The 18,574-nt window shown below is 27.9% G+C and carries 16 protein-coding genes; 2 read left to right on the top strand and 14 right to left on the bottom strand.

The window, feature by feature from the left end; all coding sequences use genetic code 11:
* Positions 1-122 precede the first annotated feature (122 nt).
* From DIC82_12685 to DIC82_12660, 6 genes are all read right to left on the bottom strand, one after another.
* Positions 123-1,160 carry a GGDEF domain-containing protein gene (locus tag DIC82_12685; GenBank protein AWK51821.1) on the bottom strand — a complete coding sequence of 346 codons (1,038 nt, stop codon included), beginning with the start codon at positions 1,158-1,160 and terminating at the stop codon, positions 123-125.
* Positions 1,161-1,307: 147 nt separating this feature from the next.
* Positions 1,308-3,122 carry a sulfatase gene (locus DIC82_12680; GenBank protein ID AWK51820.1) on the bottom strand — a complete coding sequence of 605 codons (1,815 nt, stop codon included), beginning with the start codon at positions 3,120-3,122 and terminating at the stop codon, positions 1,308-1,310.
* A 270-nt stretch (positions 3,123-3,392) separates the two neighbouring features.
* Positions 3,393-3,755, bottom strand: coding sequence for a hypothetical protein (locus DIC82_12675; GenBank protein ID AWK51819.1), 363 nt, complete (start codon positions 3,753-3,755; stop codon positions 3,393-3,395).
* Positions 3,756-4,131: 376 nt separating this feature from the next.
* Positions 4,132-4,959, bottom strand: coding sequence for a chemotaxis protein (locus DIC82_12670; GenBank protein AWK51818.1), 828 nt, complete (start codon positions 4,957-4,959; stop codon positions 4,132-4,134).
* 369 nt (positions 4,960-5,328) lie between these two features.
* Positions 5,329-6,570 (bottom strand): serine/threonine transporter SstT, encoded by a 1,242-nt coding sequence (locus DIC82_12665; GenBank protein ID AWK51817.1) that lies wholly within the window; start codon positions 6,568-6,570, stop codon positions 5,329-5,331.
* On the bottom strand, positions 6,554-6,739 hold the full coding sequence (locus tag DIC82_12660) for a hypothetical protein (GenBank protein ID AWK51816.1): 186 nt from the start codon (positions 6,737-6,739) through the stop codon (positions 6,554-6,556). The genes DIC82_12665 and DIC82_12660 overlap by 17 nt, the downstream gene beginning before the upstream one ends.
* Positions 6,740-7,655: 916 nt before the next feature.
* Between DIC82_12660 and DIC82_12655 the strand changes: the two genes are divergently transcribed.
* Positions 7,656-9,146, top strand: coding sequence for a gamma-aminobutyrate permease (locus tag DIC82_12655; protein AWK51815.1), 1,491 nt, complete (start codon positions 7,656-7,658; stop codon positions 9,144-9,146).
* Between the two features lie 65 nt (positions 9,147-9,211).
* Here the strand turns inward: DIC82_12655 and DIC82_12650 are convergent, their stop codons facing one another.
* The 7 genes from DIC82_12650 to DIC82_12620 all read right to left on the bottom strand — a co-directional run bounded on the left by DIC82_12650 (position 9,212) and on the right by DIC82_12620 (position 16,130).
* Entirely contained in the window at positions 9,212-10,207 is a 996-nt protein-coding gene (locus tag DIC82_12650) for an asparaginase (GenBank protein AWK51814.1), read from the bottom strand.
* Positions 10,208-10,775: 568 nt separating this feature from the next.
* Positions 10,776-12,389: an IS1182 family transposase gene (locus DIC82_12645; protein AWK51813.1), complete on the bottom strand. Its 1,614-nt coding sequence runs from the start codon at positions 12,387-12,389 to the stop codon at positions 10,776-10,778.
* A 122-nt stretch (positions 12,390-12,511) separates the two neighbouring features.
* Positions 12,512-12,667, bottom strand: a complete 156-nt coding sequence (locus DIC82_12640; protein ID AWK51812.1) for a cytochrome C551 — start codon at positions 12,665-12,667, stop codon at positions 12,512-12,514.
* Between the two features lie 291 nt (positions 12,668-12,958).
* Positions 12,959-13,552, bottom strand: coding sequence for a hypothetical protein (locus DIC82_12635; protein ID AWK51811.1), 594 nt, complete (start codon positions 13,550-13,552; stop codon positions 12,959-12,961).
* A 154-nt stretch (positions 13,553-13,706) separates the two neighbouring features.
* Positions 13,707-14,321, bottom strand: coding sequence for a YkgJ family cysteine cluster protein (locus DIC82_12630; GenBank protein ID AWK51810.1), 615 nt, complete (start codon positions 14,319-14,321; stop codon positions 13,707-13,709).
* Between the two features lie 248 nt (positions 14,322-14,569).
* Positions 14,570-14,725 (bottom strand): cytochrome C551, encoded by a 156-nt coding sequence (locus DIC82_12625; GenBank protein AWK51809.1) that lies wholly within the window; start codon positions 14,723-14,725, stop codon positions 14,570-14,572.
* 832 nt (positions 14,726-15,557) lie between these two features.
* On the bottom strand, positions 15,558-16,130 hold the full coding sequence (locus tag DIC82_12620) for an N-acetyltransferase (GenBank protein ID AWK51808.1): 573 nt from the start codon (positions 16,128-16,130) through the stop codon (positions 15,558-15,560).
* Positions 16,131-16,519: 389 nt separating this feature from the next.
* Here DIC82_12620 and DIC82_12615 point away from each other — a divergent pair, with 389 nt between their 5' ends.
* Entirely contained in the window at positions 16,520-17,368 is an 849-nt protein-coding gene (locus tag DIC82_12615; GenBank protein AWK51807.1) for an oxidoreductase, read from the top strand.
* 69 nt (positions 17,369-17,437) lie between these two features.
* On the opposite strand, the gene DIC82_12610 is transcribed toward DIC82_12615, so the two are convergent.
* Positions 17,438-18,346 (bottom strand): gfo/Idh/MocA family oxidoreductase, encoded by a 909-nt coding sequence (locus DIC82_12610; protein ID AWK51806.1) that lies wholly within the window; start codon positions 18,344-18,346, stop codon positions 17,438-17,440.
* Between the last annotated feature and the right edge of the window lie 228 nt (positions 18,347-18,574).

Below are 18,574 nucleotides of genomic sequence, written 5' to 3'. Positions count from 1 at the left end.
TTATCTTAAAGTTCATATAGTAAATATTTCTTACTTCAAAGTAAAAAGTTGTATAATAATAAAAACATAAAACTCAGGCTTTCTAACTATTAAAAACCTGAGTTTTATGTTTTTGCATTATATTAAATTTTCATATATTCCACAATTAATTCATCTAAATCTTGACTTATCTTTAGGGTTTCTCTATAATCTTCTGTTTCATCTGAAGATATACACATTTCATTTAAAACATCTCTCAATTCTTGAATTTTATAATTTAATATTGATAATTTTTTATCTTTATTATATTCTTCCTCTGTTCCTTTTTGCTTTTCACCAGGGGTATTTTCTTGCAATTCTGTTAAAATGTTTTTAATATCAACTATTTGATTTTTACTGCAGTAAACTGCAAATTTTGCATTTAGTTTAATAATTTTATCATTATATTTAAATAAGGTATCCTCTAATAAACATCTTATTTTATCTGAAATCTTACATGCTTCTTCTTTATCTATGTTGTTCAAAACAATAATGAACTTATCACTAGAATATCTTCCAATCCAGTATGAATCATAGATAACTGAATTTGTAATAAATTCATTAAAATCTTTTAATATTTTGTCTTGTACACCTTGTCCATATTCATAGTTTAAGCTTTTAAAATCAGCTATTTCTATCATGATTATAGAGAATAAATATTTATTTATAATACTATTATTTACATCAAATGGTAGCTTTTCTTCTATATATATTCTATTATAAACACCTGTTAAATCATCTCTAATGATCTTTTCATTTATGTTGTCAATTATATTACCAACATTATTCTCATAATTAATATTTAACATTTTATTATTGGGTGATGATATATCTTTTATTATTTCAACAACATACATATGTTCATTTATTGTTACAGGAGTTGCAATTATTAACATAACCTTATTATAAAAATACTCCATTTTAATAAATGTATCTTTTTCAAAATAAGCTCTCATTGAAATACAATTGCTACATAGTGTACCTTTATTAAAATTCTCATAGCATTTTCCAGCAAGTTTTTTCATACCATTATTTTTAGTGCTTAATATATTTTTATTAATTGGATCAATAACTCTAATAGTGTCATACATATTTTTTATTAATGACAATTTATTCTCTGCTATTTCATATAACTCATTCATTTTAAGTCCCCCCAATCTAATTAATATATAAAAGTAATAATCTTATTGGTTCTTTCAAAACTTAACATATTTATCATATTTTATTTATGTTTTACCTTAATTATACAATTATATGTAAAATTGTCAAGTGAGTTAGTAGGGTGACTGTCACTTTTGTGATCCAAAATAATTTTTTTCAATTATCGAATCTGCAATTTTAAATGTATCTTTTAAATGGTTAAGTTCATTTTCATCTTTTGGAGTACCAATAATATCACCAGAATTCAAAATAGCCGCATCTCTTTCTGTATTTACTAATACTCTTCCCATAGATGTATTTTCAAATTCACTTCTATCAATTCCAAGTAAATAAGACATTGTTGGCAAGAAATCTGACTGACCACCTGCTTTAGATATTACTTCTGGCTTTAAGTCTTTAGAGTATACTATAAATGGTATCTTTTTCTGATTGTCTTTCCACCAAGTTCCTTCTAATGGAGAATCTTGTATCTTATCTTCATAAAATTTATGAACACCGCAATGATCTCCATAAATCATAATAACAGTATTATCTAATTGATTATTCTTTTCTAATTCTCCTAAGAACTTTCCTATAGCTTCATCAGCATATCTTACACTTTGAAAATATCCGCCAAGCATATTTTCATCAAGTTCTTTTGATAAATCCAAATATTTCTTATCATTTGGTATTTCAAAAGGTCCATGACTAGTTAATGTAGCTATAAATGTATAAAAAGGCGCATTTTCTGTCTTTAACTTTCCTGCTATCTGTTTTAAATACGATTCATCAGATAACCCTGGGCCTATTACTTCATCCATATTAAATTCTCTACTATCCCAAATTTTATCGGCTCCAAAAGATTTATGAGGTTCTGCCCAATTCCAGCTACCTGGTAATTCTGCATGAGTAGAAATAGTAGTATATCCTTTCCCATTTAATAAGTTCTGAAATGAATTATATTTAGTCCAAGGATATGAAAGGAAAGCTTTATCTTTTCTTACTGGAAATATAGATGTATTAACTAGCAAATCCGCATCTGAGCTTGTTCCAGAATTATTTTGTTCATAGATATTATCAAAATACAAACTATTAGATAATATTTTATTTAAATTAGGTGTTATTTCTTGTCCATTAACTTTTTGGCCTATAACAAAGTTTTCTAAAGATTCTACTTGCACCGCAATTACATTTTTACCTTCAAACATACCCTTGTACTTATTATCTTGTAGATTTTCTTTATTGTTATTAAACCAATTTTCTATGTCGTTTGTTTCATCAGAGGTTAAGGTTTTATTTTTATCTTTATAAAAATAAAAATCAAATCCATGATATCCAAGTGGACTCATATCACTAAAAGTTTGAAATGGAGCCCAAGACAATGCAAATAAATTTCTACCTGATCCCATTTGTTTGACATCTATATAGTAATGTCCTAGGGCTATAACAAATGTACTTACTAAAAATACACTTACGGCCTTTATTGATCGTGAAAATAAATTCTTTTCAATTTCTTCTTTTATTTTAATAAATTTATAAATACAAAAGAGTATTATGAAATCAACAAAAAATGCTAAATCTACTAATCTTAAATTAAATAAACTTTTTCCTGTTGGATTAAATATCTCATTATGTATTAAGTGTCTAATAGATAAAAAAGTTCCATTTGTACGATAATACCATATGTCTGCTACAAAAATAATTGTAACTAAAATATCTATTGTTAGAGCAGTTCTTACTCTCCCTTTTTCTTTAAAGAACAATATAGGACTAGCTATTAATACTATTATAGCTACATGAGCCCATATTACAGGAACTGAAAAATAAATACTTCCTAAATTTATACTTGATGAGTTTGGTGTTCTAAGCATAGATAGTAGTATCATTGATTTAAATTGAAACATAACTACCATAAATACAAATAACCAATTACTTTTAATAATGTTTTTTAACCTTTTTTTCATTTTTACTCTCCATTAACTTCTATTTTTTTGCCTTTGTATATTGTAACTCAAACTTATTATTTAACCAAGATTATTTTATCTTGGCTAAATAAAACTAAAAAATAAAGCACTTACAAAAAAGTAAATACTTTGTTTTTAAACATATTTATAATTACAAACTTCAAAGATTTTAAAGTTCAAATCTTTAATAATGTTAACATGCTTAAATTTTGTTTACGCTTAAGATACTTTAGATATTATTTTAATTTCATACTCGCTTATTATTAATTCTTAATATTCCTTACTGTGCATCTTTTTTAAATCTTTATTATCCATTGTCTTCGAAAAATGAATTATATTATTTTCATTTTTTAATGTTCTTATAGTTAAATTATTTACATCTGTCTGTAAATCATCAATTTTATTTGTTAACGCATTTATGGATTCTGTATTTTGTTTATACCCATCAAATAGAACTTCTATTTTAGGCTTTATATCATTCTCAATAATAATATTAGTTTTATCAACTTTACGTTCTAGATTATCAAATTTTAAATCTATATTGTCCAGTCTTCCGTTAATATCAGACTTCATTTCTTGAACTTCTGAATACATTTTAGTAAGTAAATCAACCATTTCATTGTTATCTGCCAATAGTATCCTCCCCCTTTATTTTAATTATACCACGCAGTGAATCTATGTTTTCAATTGCTTGTTTGTTAGAGTACAGATTTTTATTATGTATATTATTTATGGCCTTCTTAATACCCATTTTACTACTTTCATTATAACATAAATTTAGTTTTTAGTACTCATCTCTTTACACTATAATTATTTCCACTATTACAAAGAATGTATGTACATTTGTTCTTTATCATTTCCATATCTTAAGTTTTTCTTTATATCTTTAATGTATTTTTACTTTTTACCATCTTTTTTTCCTTCAATAATAATATAATTAAAGCTAAATTTTCCTAAGTAAAAGAAAAACTCAGCTCTAGCAATATTTATATCTGATGTATTTTATAAATTATAATTCTTCTGATAATTGTCCTAATAATTTTGCAGTAGAATTTAAGTTTTTAATTGATTCTGTTATTCTCTCTAATGCTATGGATTGCTTATTTGATACACTATCAACATTTACTATTTTCTCATTTATCTTTTTTATTGCACTTGATATATCTTTTATAACTGTTTCAATCTTACCTATAGATTTATTAGATTCATTAGATAATTTTCTAATTTCTTGTGCAACAACATTAAATCCTTTTCCTTGCTCTCCTGCTCTTGCTGCCTCAATAGCTGCATTTAATCCCAAAAGATTTGTTTGAGATGAAATACCTTTTATGAATCCTACTATATTATCAGTATCAGTGGTCATTTCATTTGCGGCATTTGTTTCCATAAGTATTTCTGAATTCATATTGGCTGATTCCTGAAAACTAGATGAAATATTGTTTATTCCTGTTGATATTTGTATCAATGATTCAATTAAGTTTTCTGTAATATTAGTTACTGAATTTTTCTTAGAGAGACTTTTACCAATTGCTATTGAACCTATAACACTATTTACTTGTTTAATTGGAATCATATATGACTTAAAAGCAACCCCTAAGAAGCCTTCAGGAATTACTTCAATTTTAGATTTGCCAAGTTCCATAGCTTCTTTTACAAAATCTCCAGCAGCATCTCCTTCCTTTATTTTAAAATCTATCTCTTTGCTTCCTTTATAATATAAAACTTTTTCTCTATCAGTTAACATGATTTCTATATCATCATCAAAGAAAGTATTAATATACGGAATAGCATCATAAATACTGTTTAGTTCATTGTTTCCAAAATCTTTTTTTAACATTTCTAACTCCACCTTTTCTACTTATATAATATTATTAAATTCTTCTATTTTTAAACTTCAAACGGCATTTTTAAATTATATTACTTTTTTTTGCAAATTAAAATATAGAATTTTATAATATTACATTTATATACCAGCATTTCATTTTTTATTAAGTTTAAATATTTTTCTCATAAAAGAAGTAGAAACTACAATTTCAAAAAATAGACCTACAATAGCTAGATTATCCAAAATATCAGTACGAATTCTGATATGAGTATCTCTACATGTAAATCACATAAAAAAAAATAACAAGTTAGTATAATATGTATATTTGCTTTAACTCAAAATACACATATCATCTTTGACTTGTTATTTTCATTAATATGATTAAGCTGTCTCGTTATTAAAAGTGATTTCTTGTCCTTCTTTACGCATTTTCATATATTCAGCAGATGCTGTAAAGAGAAGGTCAGTTGATGAGTTAAGTGCTGTTTCGCAAGAATCTTGCAGAACACCTACAATAAACCCTACACCAACAACCTGCATAGCAATTTCATTTGGTATCCCAAACAAGCTACATGCCAAAGGAATCAGTAGTAATGATCCACCTGCCACACCTGAAGCACCACAAGCACATACAGCTGACAATACACTTAAGATAATTGCTGTAGGTATATCAACTTGAATCCCAAGTGTGTTAACTGCCGCTAAAGTCATAACTGAAATTGTAACAGCTGCACCAGCCATATTTATAGTAGCTCCTAAGGGAATTGAGACAGTATATGTATCTTTATCTAAATTAAGTTCTTCACATATTTTTATATTTACAGGAATATTTGCAGCAGAACTACGCGTAAAGAATGCTGTTATTCCGCTATCTTTCAGACATTTAAAAACAAGTGGATATGGGTTCTGATGAATGCAAACAAAAACTATTATTGGATTGACAACAAGTGCAACAAAACACATACAGCCAATTAAAACCAAAAGTAACTTTCCATAACTTAAAAGAGTATAAAGTCCATTAGTAGCAATTGAATCGAATACCAGTCCCATGATTCCAAATGGAGCGAAATTAATGACCCATTTAACCGCTTGGGATACTGCATCTGAGAAATTGCTTATCATTGTTTTAGTTGAATCTTGCGCATTTTTCAGAGCTAAACCAAGAACCAATGCCCAAGCCAGTATACCTAAGTAGTTAGCATTAACAAGTGCTTTTACCGGATTATCAACAAGATTTAAAAGCAATGCTTTCAGAACCTCTCCAACACCACCTGGAGCTGATAACTCCTCAGCACCCGCTGCCAACACTAGGCTTACTGGGAATATAAAACTTGCAATAACTGCAGTTAATCCAGCTAGGAATGTTCCCAGCAAATACAGAACTATAATAGATTTCATATTAGTTTTATGACCACTCTTATGCTGAGATATAGCCGTCATGACCAAGAAGAATACCAACATTGGTGCAATTCCTTTCAAAGCACCAACAAATAAAGCTCCTAAAATTGTAATTGGTTGTGCTACCTCAGGAAGAGTTAACGCCAGAATAATACCGACAAGCAAGCCTACAATTATTCTTTTAACAAGACTGATTTTATTCCATTTGTTAAATAAATTTTTCAATTTTGTTCCCCCTTATAATTAATAATATTAGTATTTTGCTAAACTCTAAAGCCATAGGTTTTATAGGTCTCGCAAATATATATTTCCAAAGGATTTCCTGCAAGAAAATAAAAAACAGAAAATAAATACTATATATTGTTTTATTATATACTATCTTATATAATGACATATGTCAACCCACGGCGGACATATGTACACGAGAATGCCAACTTTATCAAACCAATCTTTACGTACATATTTGTAAAATCTATTCCTTAATTCTCTAGTGCTAACTCCTTTAACTGTTTTAAATACTCTTCTAAAAGGTTATACACTATTATATCCAACCTATTCCGATATGAAATTTACTGTATTATCTAAGTTTTAAAATTTCATTCAATATAGATCTACTTCTGAATGGAAAGAATAACAATTATCTATCTTATTATTGTATATATACTTTTTATGTAAAAATATATATAACAAATCAAACGAGGTGAAAATATGCCACATATAGTTGGAAAAGATGCTTATAAAAGTTTAGAAGAAAGATTAAATAAGTTTCCTCAAGGTGCTCCTCCATCGGAGACACTATTGAACTTCATATACTGAATTAGGTTACAAAATATAATATTTAGCATGAAATATTATATTTTGTATTGACTTATTCCTACTTTTGTTACATAATTACTTATAAAATAACAAGTAGATAACTTAGATAGAGGTGCGAAACTTAAGAGTAGTATTACGGAGGTAAGCTCAATGAAGTAATATGAAAGGAACTTTCGCCGAAGTAAATAGCCAATTGCTTTGATGCTGTTTACTGGTCTTATGTAAAATATACATAAGACTGTCACAAATTATTTTGTGGAGAGCTATTTTCAATGAATATACGGTATTTGGCATATTTATTTAAATATACAATTTTCGTATTTTATGTCATGAATATGCTTTCATGGCATTTTTTATTGTTCAAATCTTTACATTATCTTAGTTAGTTACTCAGGCACAATAAAAAAATAATAGGCCCGCATGCTTATATCTTAGGCTTATTATTTTCTTTGATGTGCCTTATGGAATTTTAAAACCATAAGGAGGATAAAAAAATGAGTAAAGAAAATCACGAGTTAAAAAGAGGTTTAAAAGCAAGGCACTTAAACATGATAGCTTTAGGAGGTTCTATTGGTACTGGTATATTCCTTGCAATGGGAGATACCTTACATCAAGCTGGCCCTGGAGGTGCATTAGTAGCTTATACATTAGTAGGTATTATGGTGTACTTTTTAATAACTAGTTTGGGAGAAATGGCAACTTATATGCCTATATCTGGTTCATTTAGTACGTATGCCACTAAATTTATTGACCCAGCGCTTGGATTTGCCCTCGGTTGGAATTATTGGTATAACTGGGCTATAACAATTGCAGCTGAAATGGTTGCAGGATCTTTAATTATGAAATATTGGTTCCCTAATATAAGTGGATTCTTCTGGAGTATATTATTTTTAGGAATAATAGTAGGTTTAAATATTTTATCATCAAAAGCCTACGGTGAATCAGAATACTGGTTTGCTGGAATTAAAGTTGTTACAGTTATTGTATTTATAATAATTGGTATTCTTATGATTTTAGGTATAATGGGTGGAGATAAAGTAGGATTTCATAACTACACTGTAGGTGGTGGTCCATTTAACGGAGGCATTAAGTCTATATTTGCTATATTCTTAATTGCAGGCTTCTCATTTCAAGGAACTGAACTTATTGGAGTTGCTGCTGGTGAAAGTGAAAATCCTGAAAAAACTATACCTAAAGCTATAAAGTCAGTTTTTTGGAGAATAATATTATTTTACTTAGGTACAATAGTTATCTTAGGAGCTATAATACCATTTACTGAAGCTGGTGTTTCAACAAGTCCATTTACCATGGTATTTGAAAGAGCTGGTGTATCTGGAGCTGCTTCATTAATGAATGCAATTATATTAACTTCTGTATTATCTGCTGGTAACTCTGGTATGTATGCGTCAAGTAGAATGCTATTTTCAATGGCTAAAGATGGTATGGCTCCTAAACTATTTGCTAAAACTAACAAAAGAGGCGTACCTGTAAATTCCGTAATTGCAACTACTTTAATTGCTTCAGCTTGTTTTTTAACTGGTATGTTTGCAGAAAGCACAGTTTATGTTTGGCTAATTGCAGCATCTGGTCTTGCTGGATTTATAGCTTGGGTAGGCATAGCATTATGTCACTATAGATTTAGAAAAGCATATGTTTACCAAGGCAAAAATATAAAAAATTTAAAATACAAAGCTATACTATATCCATTTGGACCTATACTAGCATTAATAATGTGTACAATTATTATTATAGGTCAAGGATACTCATGTATAAAACCTGACGGAGTTGATTGGCAAGGGTTAATTGCATCTTATATAGGAATTCCATTATTCATCGGATTATATTTAGGTTATAAAATTAAACATAAAACTAAAGTTGTTCCTTTAAATGATGTTGATTTAGTTTTCTCTGAAAATAATATAAATGATACTAATAATACAAAAGAAGCTAAATCTAAAATATTCGGATTAACTGAATTAAATTAATATAAATAAGTAATACTAACCTAAAAGAATGGGAGCATAGAAATACATCTATGCTCCCATTCTTTTTACTTTATAGATACTTCGCCTACAAAGCTTGTGCCAAATATTTCTTTAATCTTTTCCGGATCATTTGTTTTTCCAAGTGCCCACATAAGTTTAGTAACTGCAGCTTCTGTAGTCATGTCATATCCTTGAATTACTCCTTTTTCCAATACTAATTTTCCAGTTTCATAAATTGAAAAATCACTACTTTCATAGAGGCATTGACTACATACAACAACACTAATTCCCTTTTGAACTATTTTTTCTAATTTAGATATTAAGTCTCTTCTGATAAAATGTAATCCACCTACACCAAATGCTTCTATTATTATTCCTTTGTAATTCATATTAAGTAGCATATCAAATATTTCAGGATTAAGTCCTGGTGTTAATTTTATTAAGAATATGTCTTTACATATTTGGTCTTCAAGTTTAAATACACCACTTACTGGTTTTATAATATCCTTATTTATATATAAGCCTGCTGAATCTATTGTTGCTGCATAAGGAGCATTTACACTTTCAAATGCATCAAACCCAGTAGTTCTTACTTTTACAGCACGGCTACCTAAAATAACTTTACGATTAAAAGCTAAAAACACTCCAGCAGTACCACTAGCTGCCATGGCAAATGCGCATCTTAAATTTTCAATTCCATCTGTCAAAGGATTAGGAAGCGGTAATTGTGAACCTGTTATAACAACTGGAATCGGTACATTTTTTAGCATGAATGAAAGAATTGATGATGTGTATGCCATAGTGTCGGTTCCATGGGTAACTACTATTCCATCATAATCTTTACAATTGTCAAATATACTATTTGCAATAAGCTTCCACTCTTCAGGTTGTATATTAGAGCTATCTAGCTGAAGAATATCTTTTGTTGTAATATTATAATCAGAACCAATTCCACCAATTAAAGATAAAATGCTATCACTATGAATAGATGGTGCAAGACCATTGTCAGTAGGAGCAGATGCAATAGTTCCCCCTGTACTTAAAAGTAATATGTTTTTCATAAAATAAATCATCACTTTCTATTAAAATATTTTTGTTAATGTAAAACCATTGAAAATGTGTACTGTGATACATTTTATTACAATATATGTATTATACTATAATTTTCTCATATAGATAAGATGTAATTATTAAATCTTATGTTTTTAAAAACCACTTTTATCTATTATGCCAATAATTTAAATTATTCTTTTTAATATTAACATTTAATTTCCAACCTCATATTTTGACTTCAAACAATTAAAAACCATCAATTAGCAAAAACATATTAACTAATTAATGGTTAAAGTTATTTGTGTTGGTTTCGGTAAATTTTTAGTTGTATTAATTGATTTAAACAACTCCATTTTGTCATTATTCCTTACTCTATATATACTTTATCAGGGCGTATCATTAAATCCTATATACTAAAAAAGGGCGTGTCGCAAAATGATTAATTTTTAATCAGAAGCGACACTTCTTTTCGTTTTAAATTAAAAAATCTCTTAATAATTAAAATTGAATAATAATTATTGAGAGATTTTTATGTTTTAAGCGCACTTTAATAAGCCTACTTAAATTATTCCATAATTAGGCAGATTGTTTTAATTCATGAAGATGTTTTTGAGTTCTTCCGTTTTGGATTTTTGAATGCAATTTGTTAATGTTATAACCAAAACAAAGCAAAATAAATTCAGTTTTTACACTATTTTTTCCACGTGTTAAAAATCTATTGAATTCATAGTCACTTTTTAGAACTCCAAATGCTCCTTCGACCTGAATAGATCTGTTCATTCTTAATTTAGCTCCAATTTCAGTTGTAATATTTCTATAAGATATTTCACGCTTTTCTACAAAAGTTTTCGAAACCTGCATCTTTCTATTTCCTTTTGCTTTTGTACATTTTTCTTTATGAACACAATTATCACAGCTTTCACACTCATAAACAGTAACTTCTGATTTGTATCCACTGGCGGATTTTCTATGAATAATAGAGGTCGGAATCAACTTTCTACCATTATTGCAAACATAAAAATCTGATTCAGCATCATATTGCATATTTTCTCGCTTACTTATATCATTTTTGAAACTTCTTTTTTTCCACTTTTCATAAGTTTGCGGCTTTATGTATGGGGTCTGATTATTGTATTCTAAAAATAAATAATTTTCTTCGCTTTCATAACCCGAATCTGCAATCACATTAAGATATTTACGACCAATTTTTTCTTGCATATTATTAAGCATAGGTATTAGTGTTGCTATGTCATTTCTATCATCAAATATTCCGACACCGGTCACGTATTCGCTTTCAACTGCAATTTGTACATTATATGCTGGCTTTAATTGACCATTTCTCATATGATCATCTTTCATATGCATGAAAGTTGCGTCTGGATCAGTTTTAGAATAACTATTTCTATTTGAGAATATGGTTTTACTGAAATTATATTTTTCTTGTCTCTCTTTATATTCAAATAGTTGCTCTATCCATTTCTGAATTGTAGTTTTTCTCTTACCAATTCCATGAACAAATTCTATGTTTCTCTTCTCTTTTTCATATAAAAGCCATTCGAGAATTTTATCGAGATCATTTATCAATGTTTCTTTTTGAATACTAAATTCTTTCAATTCTTCAAGATTGACATTTTCAACAAGAGTAAGAATTTTATTAAACATTTTCTCTTCATTTTTGTAAATGGCTTTCTTCCAAACAAAAGTATATCGATTGGCATTCGCCTCGATTTTAGTACCATCAATAAATACATTTTCAAATAATACTTCATTTTGATCAGCTAAATAATTAACTTGCTGATAAAATAATTCTTCAATTACTTCATTTGAAAGATAATCTTTTCGAAATCTACTAATTGTAGCATGATCAGGGGCTTTGCATCCTTGAAGCAGCCATCTAAAATTTATATCTCTTTTACATGCTTTTTCTATTTTTCTACTTGAATAAACATTTTGAGAATACGCATACGATATTATTTTGAACATGATTTTGGGTTCCACTGCCGGTTTTCTTCCAACGGAAGAGTACGCCTTATACAACTTTCTGTAATCTAATCCCTCCAATACGTGGCTTAGCAAGCGAACAGAATCATCTTCTGGTATTAAATTTTCCAAATTTAATGGTAATATAAGTTGAAAATTATCATTAAATTCATTATAATCTTTAGTGTATGATTTCTTTATTTTGTACATAACTTAATTATACAATAAATGTGATTTCTTCGGAATTCACATTTTTTTATTTCTTAAAAAAAATGAGCTGCTACAAAACTAACTATGTTAGTTTTGCAACAGCCCCTTAAAATAATCAAAAATTATCTTCTGTTATTTTGTTGCTTTCTAGCTCTTCTACAATCAGGACATCTTACAGGTTCGTTATCGAATCCTTTTTCCTTGTAGAATTCTTGTTCTCCAGTAGTGAAAACGAATTCATTACCACAGTCTTTACATACTAATGTTTTATCTTCCATATTAAATTCCTCCTTTTAAATTAAAGATTAATATCGATTATATACTTCTCTAAAAGGAGAAATGCATATCTCAATTAAAAACTTTTTTTATATCTGTCTTTATTATAACATGGTAATTACTAGAATACAATATATTTTTTTGAAAAAAGGTAGAACTATTGTATAATATGTCATATTCAAGTACTATATCCTATCCTTCATAGTATTCCGAAAAAATATAAAAGATAAATTTCTAGTACTCTTTCTTTATAAAATTCTACCGATGATGTAAGAAATAAATTGTTATTAGTTTTATTCTTGAAAATTCTTGTTCATTTTTGATATTTTCCTTATCAAAGGTATAAGAACCATTGCATATATTACCAAAGCTGCACAGTATATAGTAAGAATAGAAATAGCAAAAGGCATACTAAGTCTTGCATTGGGATCTCCAAGTATTGTTTGAAAAGAATTAGACATTGCACTAACTCCACTGAAAATCAGACAAAGTCCTATTATCCATAAACTTCTTAATATATTCTTTAATAAATCTAATTTAGATTCATTATCAGTTAATAATTGCTCCCTTTTCCCATCTTTGTATTCTTTTCTATAATAATGCCATTCCCCATTCCAAAGGTAAGGAAGAATAGTTATGTTGTTCCAACCTGCATCCTTAATTGATTTACAATAACTCCCTGTATTCTGATCTTTTATAATGTACTGAATTGCATAACTATAATTTTTAGATTCTCCCTTTTCAAAATGATATTTGCTTGTACCAAATCCATTTTTTGCTTCTTTTAAATGCCATCCTTGTCTTGACATATCGCATAAATAATTTTCTACTTTATCAAAATCAGATGGTAAGAACCATTTTCTTATGACTTTTATATTGTCAGACATACTATTCACCCTTTTACCCTTGCTTACATTTTATAAATTAAAACCTCATTTGTTAGAATATATGTTCATTATTATAGTTCTTATTATGCCATAAAAACTCTCCATCATTAATTCATGTTCTGCTAGTATTTTATATTTATTAGATCATAATTTTTTATTTATAAAGATCTTCTCTTTCATCAATATCAAGCCATCCTTCGTCTTCAGCATAATCAAATATTTCTTCCAAAGATATATTGTAATCTTTAGCAAAAACTGCTGGATTTCTTTTATATTTATTAATAGTTCTTTCTGTAAAATTGTTGTTTCTCATTTTTTCTTCAAGTACAAGTGCTTTTAAATATGTACTTCCTATAAGTTCTCTAATTACATTATATCTATAACTTTTTGGAATACAGATATAAAGCCTACATATTATTGGCCTATTTTGGTATATAGTGCATAAGTTTGTTTCTGTTATAAAATTACAATCTGTTTTCTTATTTAATACATATTGATCAAAGTCTCTACAGTAATTTTTCTTTTTAATTAGCTTTTTTTGTACAAAATCTAAAGCTACCTCATCTTTCCAATCACTTAATCTATTTACACAAACATTATCCATTTCTACTGACCAAGATTTTTTGCAGCAACTTTCCTCACACTCATTACAAGGAAGAGAATTGTTATCTAAAAAAATATCAATTGCATCTAACACATCTTTAACTGTTGTATTTTTATTAATTTTATCATAATTCACTTTACCTTCAACATCTAATAATAAATTCATTCTGTATCTCCTCTTAACTTCAAAGTTAATGATATATTATTCATTTGGCAAGTAGCTTTTAGGGGTTAACTACTAAGAACCCAAACCTTCTTAGAATCTTTGTATTAAAACTCATTTACCACAAAACCTAAAAAGTCATAATTATTGTATCATTTCTTTCACCTATTTCTGTATAATCTAATAACTTATATCATACATCCTAAAAAAGAGTTATAAGAAAATCTTATAACTCTTAAAATAATCAAAAACTATCTTCTGTTATTTTGTTGCTTTCTAGCTCTTCTACAATCAGGACATCTTACTGGTTCGTTTTCGAATCCTTTTTCCTTGTAGAATTCTTGTTCTCCAGTTGTGAAAACAAATTCATTTCCACAATCTTTACATACTAAAGTTTTATCTTCCATATTAAATTCCTCCTTTTAAATTAAAGATTAATATCGATGATATAATTCTCTAAAAGGAGAAATGCATATCTCTATTAAAAACCTTTTTTATTTCTTACTTATTATAACATCTTTTCTTTTAAATAGCTATGTTTTCTTTTTATATACTTCACTTGCTTAGTTCTTTTAGCATAGTGAAAACTATCATTAAAATATTGAAATAAATTAAAAACCACCAATTAGTCAAATTATATAAACTAATTGGTGGTTAAGCAAATCCTAACCCTTTTCTACATTGAAATGGTTTTAATTGAATTTTTATCACCCTTTTTTCTATACTATTCCTTTTCTAAAACATTACTCTTATCTTTGTAACACAGTAGAGATATCTTAATAATTAAAATTGATTAAGGTAAACTTTTATTTATTTTGCTAACATTATTTAGATATACTTTATTCAAATAGCTTAATCTGTTTTAGTAATTTCACCTTGCGTTTTGAATCGCCGTGTTGGTTACTAATCAAACCTTCCGATGATTTGTACTTAGTAGTTTCAACTTGCGTTTTAATTCACTTTGTCTATTACTAATCAAACACCTTAATTACCTATTGCCTATTGCTTATATCTAATTAACATTTTCTGTAAATTTTTAAATTTTAATTTTTGTAATTGATTTTGTTGATTTTATTGGGTTAGGATTGCTAGAAGAAATTTCTTTCTTCTTAAGTTTATTATAATACCGAAATTGTCAGAATACAATGTATTTTCTGAAAAGTATGAAATATTTATTTAATATATCACATTTGAGCATTTAGTGCATAAATATCATGGTACTTCAATGACATATGAAAATCATTTTTTTGCTTCATTGCAGACTTCTACATATTTCGAATAAAACTTACTTGGAATCATTTCTTTATAAATATTCTTCAATTCTGCATAAATAACTGAATCGTCTATCTCAATATTACATAAACACATAATAGAGTAATTCACATTGAATAATTTACTCGAAATATTTGTCATTCTCATTCCATTTTTGCTATAAAAATCTATTCTCCTTCTGCGAACTACTTTTTCAGCTTCATTAGAAGCACATTCAATATTTTCTACTTCCACTATTATTCCATTATAATTTTTACAATTTTCCTTTAAAATAGTTAAAAATTCACTTCCAATGCCCTTATTTCTATATTTTGCACATACTGAATAATAATCAATCAATAAATATAGTTTCGAAGTCGCTAAAAATGCATAAGCTAATAATTCTTCATTATTATATAAACCATAGCATATATAAATTTTTCTTTTAATAAGCTTTTGTATTACATCAATAGGCTTTAATTCTTCAGCCGGGAAATCTATTATCATATGCTCATTATATAAGTTCTCAATCTCTTCATTTCTTAATTGTTTTAACTCCATTTTTATCATCCTATCTTTAGTTTACATTTTCCTTACTCTAAATTATTATTTACTAATATTATATATTTATTATATCATAATTTTATATAATACATTTATACTTGTAACCTAAGAGCCTATACTCCCTGTAAGTTATTAAGTACTTTTGTTTTTCTATGAATAAAAATATAACTTTTAAAGCATTATTGTTTTACTAAAAGGTAATAATGAAATCTACAATATTTATATTACTAATTATTTATTTATTTATATTTAATATAATGTATTATTAGTAATTAATTATAAAAAGGAGAAGATTATAATTACAAGTTACACTGTAGAACAATTACTACTTATTAATTTTTATTAGTTGAATATTAAATAATATATATGAAGAAAGAAGAGGTATTATGAAAAAAAGAGTCTTAGGAAAAACAGGAGAAAATTTATCCGTGGTTGGTTTTGGTGGAATTATAGTTTCAGCTGAAACTCAAAAAGATGCAAATAACTATGTGGCAGAAGCCATTGATTCAGGCGTAAATTATTTTGATGTAGCTCCTACTTATGGAAATGCACAGGATAAACTGGGACCTGCACTTGTAGGTAAAAGAAATGATATATTCTTAGCTTGTAAGACAGAAAACAGAACTAAGGATGGTGCTAGAGCATTATTAGAAGAATCATTGAAAATTCTTAAAACTGATTATTTTGATTTATACCAATTACATGCAGTTACAACAACTGAAGATGTAGAAAAAATTTTTGGTGTTAATGGAGCTTTTGAAACTTTTCTTAAAGCAAAGCAGGAAGGGCTTATAAAACACATTGGCTTCTCAGCGCACTCTGAAGAGGCCGCTATAGCTTTAATGGACAGATTTGATTTTGATTCAATATTATTCCCTGTTAATTGGGTAAATATTATTAATTCAGACTTCGGCCCTAAAGTAATAGCTAAAGCTAAAGAAAAAGAAATGGGAATACTTGCTATAAAAGCTATGGCAAAAACTAAACTTGAAGAAGGTGTAGTAAATAAGTATCCTAAAGGCTGGTATGAAGCTATAGATGATAAAGAACTAGCAAAGCTAGCTTATAGATATACCCTGTCTCAACCTATAACAGCTGCAATACCTCCAGGAGATATAGAGCATTTTAGGTGGTCAGTAGAAGCTGCAAGAGACTTCAAGCCAGTTACTGAAGAAGAGATAAATTTACTTAAAGAAAAATGTAAAGGAATGAAATCATTATTTCCATTAAAATAGAGTTATAATATTGAATTTAGGTTCTCTTATAAATAATGAAGCTAGCAAAAGCTAGCTTCATTATTTTCTTTAGTTACCTAATTCTATATATTTAACTATTCTCTCACAAATTCCATGAGTAATTAATGAATCATTAATAGAAGGTTCTGGTGTCTTATTGTTTTGTACGCAGTCTATAAAATGATCCACTATTTGATAGAATCCACGTTTAAAAAGCGTTAGTTCCCAATCACCAAATTTGCTAACATTTATTTCTTTGTTATGAAAATGAGTTGTTTCCACAAGATTATTTACGACAAACTTATCATTTGTTGTCATATATTCAATGATTTCTTCTGTCACTCCTCCATTTCTATTCATAATGCCTATAGCAGTACATCCATCTCCTATAAGTTGAATTATCAAATTATCAAGAATTTCTCCATTTTTGAGATACTCTACCTTTAAATCTTTAACTTCGGTACCCATCAAAAATCTAAGAGTATCCACAACATGTATAAAATCCTCTACCACGAATCTTCTTGTATAATCCGGTGCTTTAAATCTATTTTTTTGCATTATTATTACTGTTGCTTTACCATGTTCCTTAAGTTCTTTGACTACTGGTATGAATCTTCTGTTAAATCCAACCATTGCAATCTTTCCATTCTCTTTAGCTAACTTCACGATCTTTTCAGTTTCATGAAAATTCATAGATATAGGTTTATCTATATATGTATTTATACCGCTTCTAAGTAATTTTTCAGCCACTTGAAAATGACCATCTGTAGCAGTACTTACAAAAGCTGCATCTATACCTTTTTCTATAAGTTCTTCAACTGTATTAACTGTCTCTGCAATCCGATATTTTTTAGATAATTTGTTTAAAGTCTCAGTATTTCTTGTACAAAGAACCAATTCTATACCTTCCTTTTCAGAAAGCACTGGCAAGTAACCTTTTTTAGCAATATCCCCCAGTCCGACTATTCCAACTTTCATTTTAATCACCTCTAGACTAGTATATCAGAACCTTGTAATCAATTACAAATACAATAAAATAATTTAACAAGTCTTTGTTCGAAACTTTTTTCATAGTTCCTCTTTAATGAGACACATGTCCTATAAAAATTCATATTGCCCTCCATTTAAATAAGGGGATCAAATTATCAAAAAAAATATTGCTTTGATATAGACGATGAATTATATAACGTTGAAAGATAATATCCG

The sequence above is a fragment of the Clostridium beijerinckii genome, assembly GCA_003129525.1.
GTDB classification, from domain to species: Bacteria; Bacillota; Clostridia; order Clostridiales; family Clostridiaceae; genus Clostridium; species Clostridium beijerinckii_D.
The sequence above is the reverse complement of the archived record's forward strand: the minus strand, read 5'-3'. Positions and strand labels throughout refer to the sequence as shown.

Bases quoted from the DNA above. Each gene is read 5' to 3' on its own strand.
- DIC82_12685 (AWK51821.1), bottom strand. From the start codon at position 1,160: ATGAATGAGTTATATGAAATAGCAGAGAATAAATTGTCATTAATAAAA.
- DIC82_12680 (AWK51820.1), bottom strand. From the start codon at position 3,122: ATGAAAAAAAGGTTAAAAAACATTATTAAAAGTAATTGGTTATTTGTA.
- DIC82_12670 (AWK51818.1), bottom strand. From the start codon at position 4,959: ATGTTAAAAAAAGATTTTGGAAACAATGAACTAAACAGTATTTATGAT.
- DIC82_12660 (AWK51816.1), bottom strand. From the start codon at position 6,739: ATGTCATTATATAAGATAGTATATAATAAAACAATATATAGTATTTAT.
- DIC82_12655 (AWK51815.1), top strand. From the start codon at position 7,656: ATGAGTAAAGAAAATCACGAGTTAAAAAGAGGTTTAAAAGCAAGGCAC.
- DIC82_12650 (AWK51814.1), bottom strand. From the start codon at position 10,207: ATGAAAAACATATTACTTTTAAGTACAGGGGGAACTATTGCATCTGCT.
- DIC82_12645 (AWK51813.1), bottom strand. From the start codon at position 12,389: ATGTACAAAATAAAGAAATCATACACTAAAGATTATAATGAATTTAAT.
- DIC82_12640 (AWK51812.1), bottom strand. From the start codon at position 12,667: ATGGAAGATAAAACATTAGTATGTAAAGACTGTGGTAATGAATTCGTT.
- DIC82_12635 (AWK51811.1), bottom strand. From the start codon at position 13,552: ATGTCTGACAATATAAAAGTCATAAGAAAATGGTTCTTACCATCTGAT.
- DIC82_12630 (AWK51810.1), bottom strand. From the start codon at position 14,321: ATGAATTTATTATTAGATGTTGAAGGTAAAGTGAATTATGATAAAATT.
- DIC82_12625 (AWK51809.1), bottom strand. From the start codon at position 14,725: ATGGAAGATAAAACTTTAGTATGTAAAGATTGTGGAAATGAATTTGTT.
- DIC82_12620 (AWK51808.1), bottom strand. From the start codon at position 16,130: ATGGAGTTAAAACAATTAAGAAATGAAGAGATTGAGAACTTATATAAT.
- DIC82_12615 (AWK51807.1), top strand. From the start codon at position 16,520: ATGAAAAAAAGAGTCTTAGGAAAAACAGGAGAAAATTTATCCGTGGTT.
- DIC82_12610 (AWK51806.1), bottom strand. From the start codon at position 18,346: ATGAAAGTTGGAATAGTCGGACTGGGGGATATTGCTAAAAAAGGTTAC.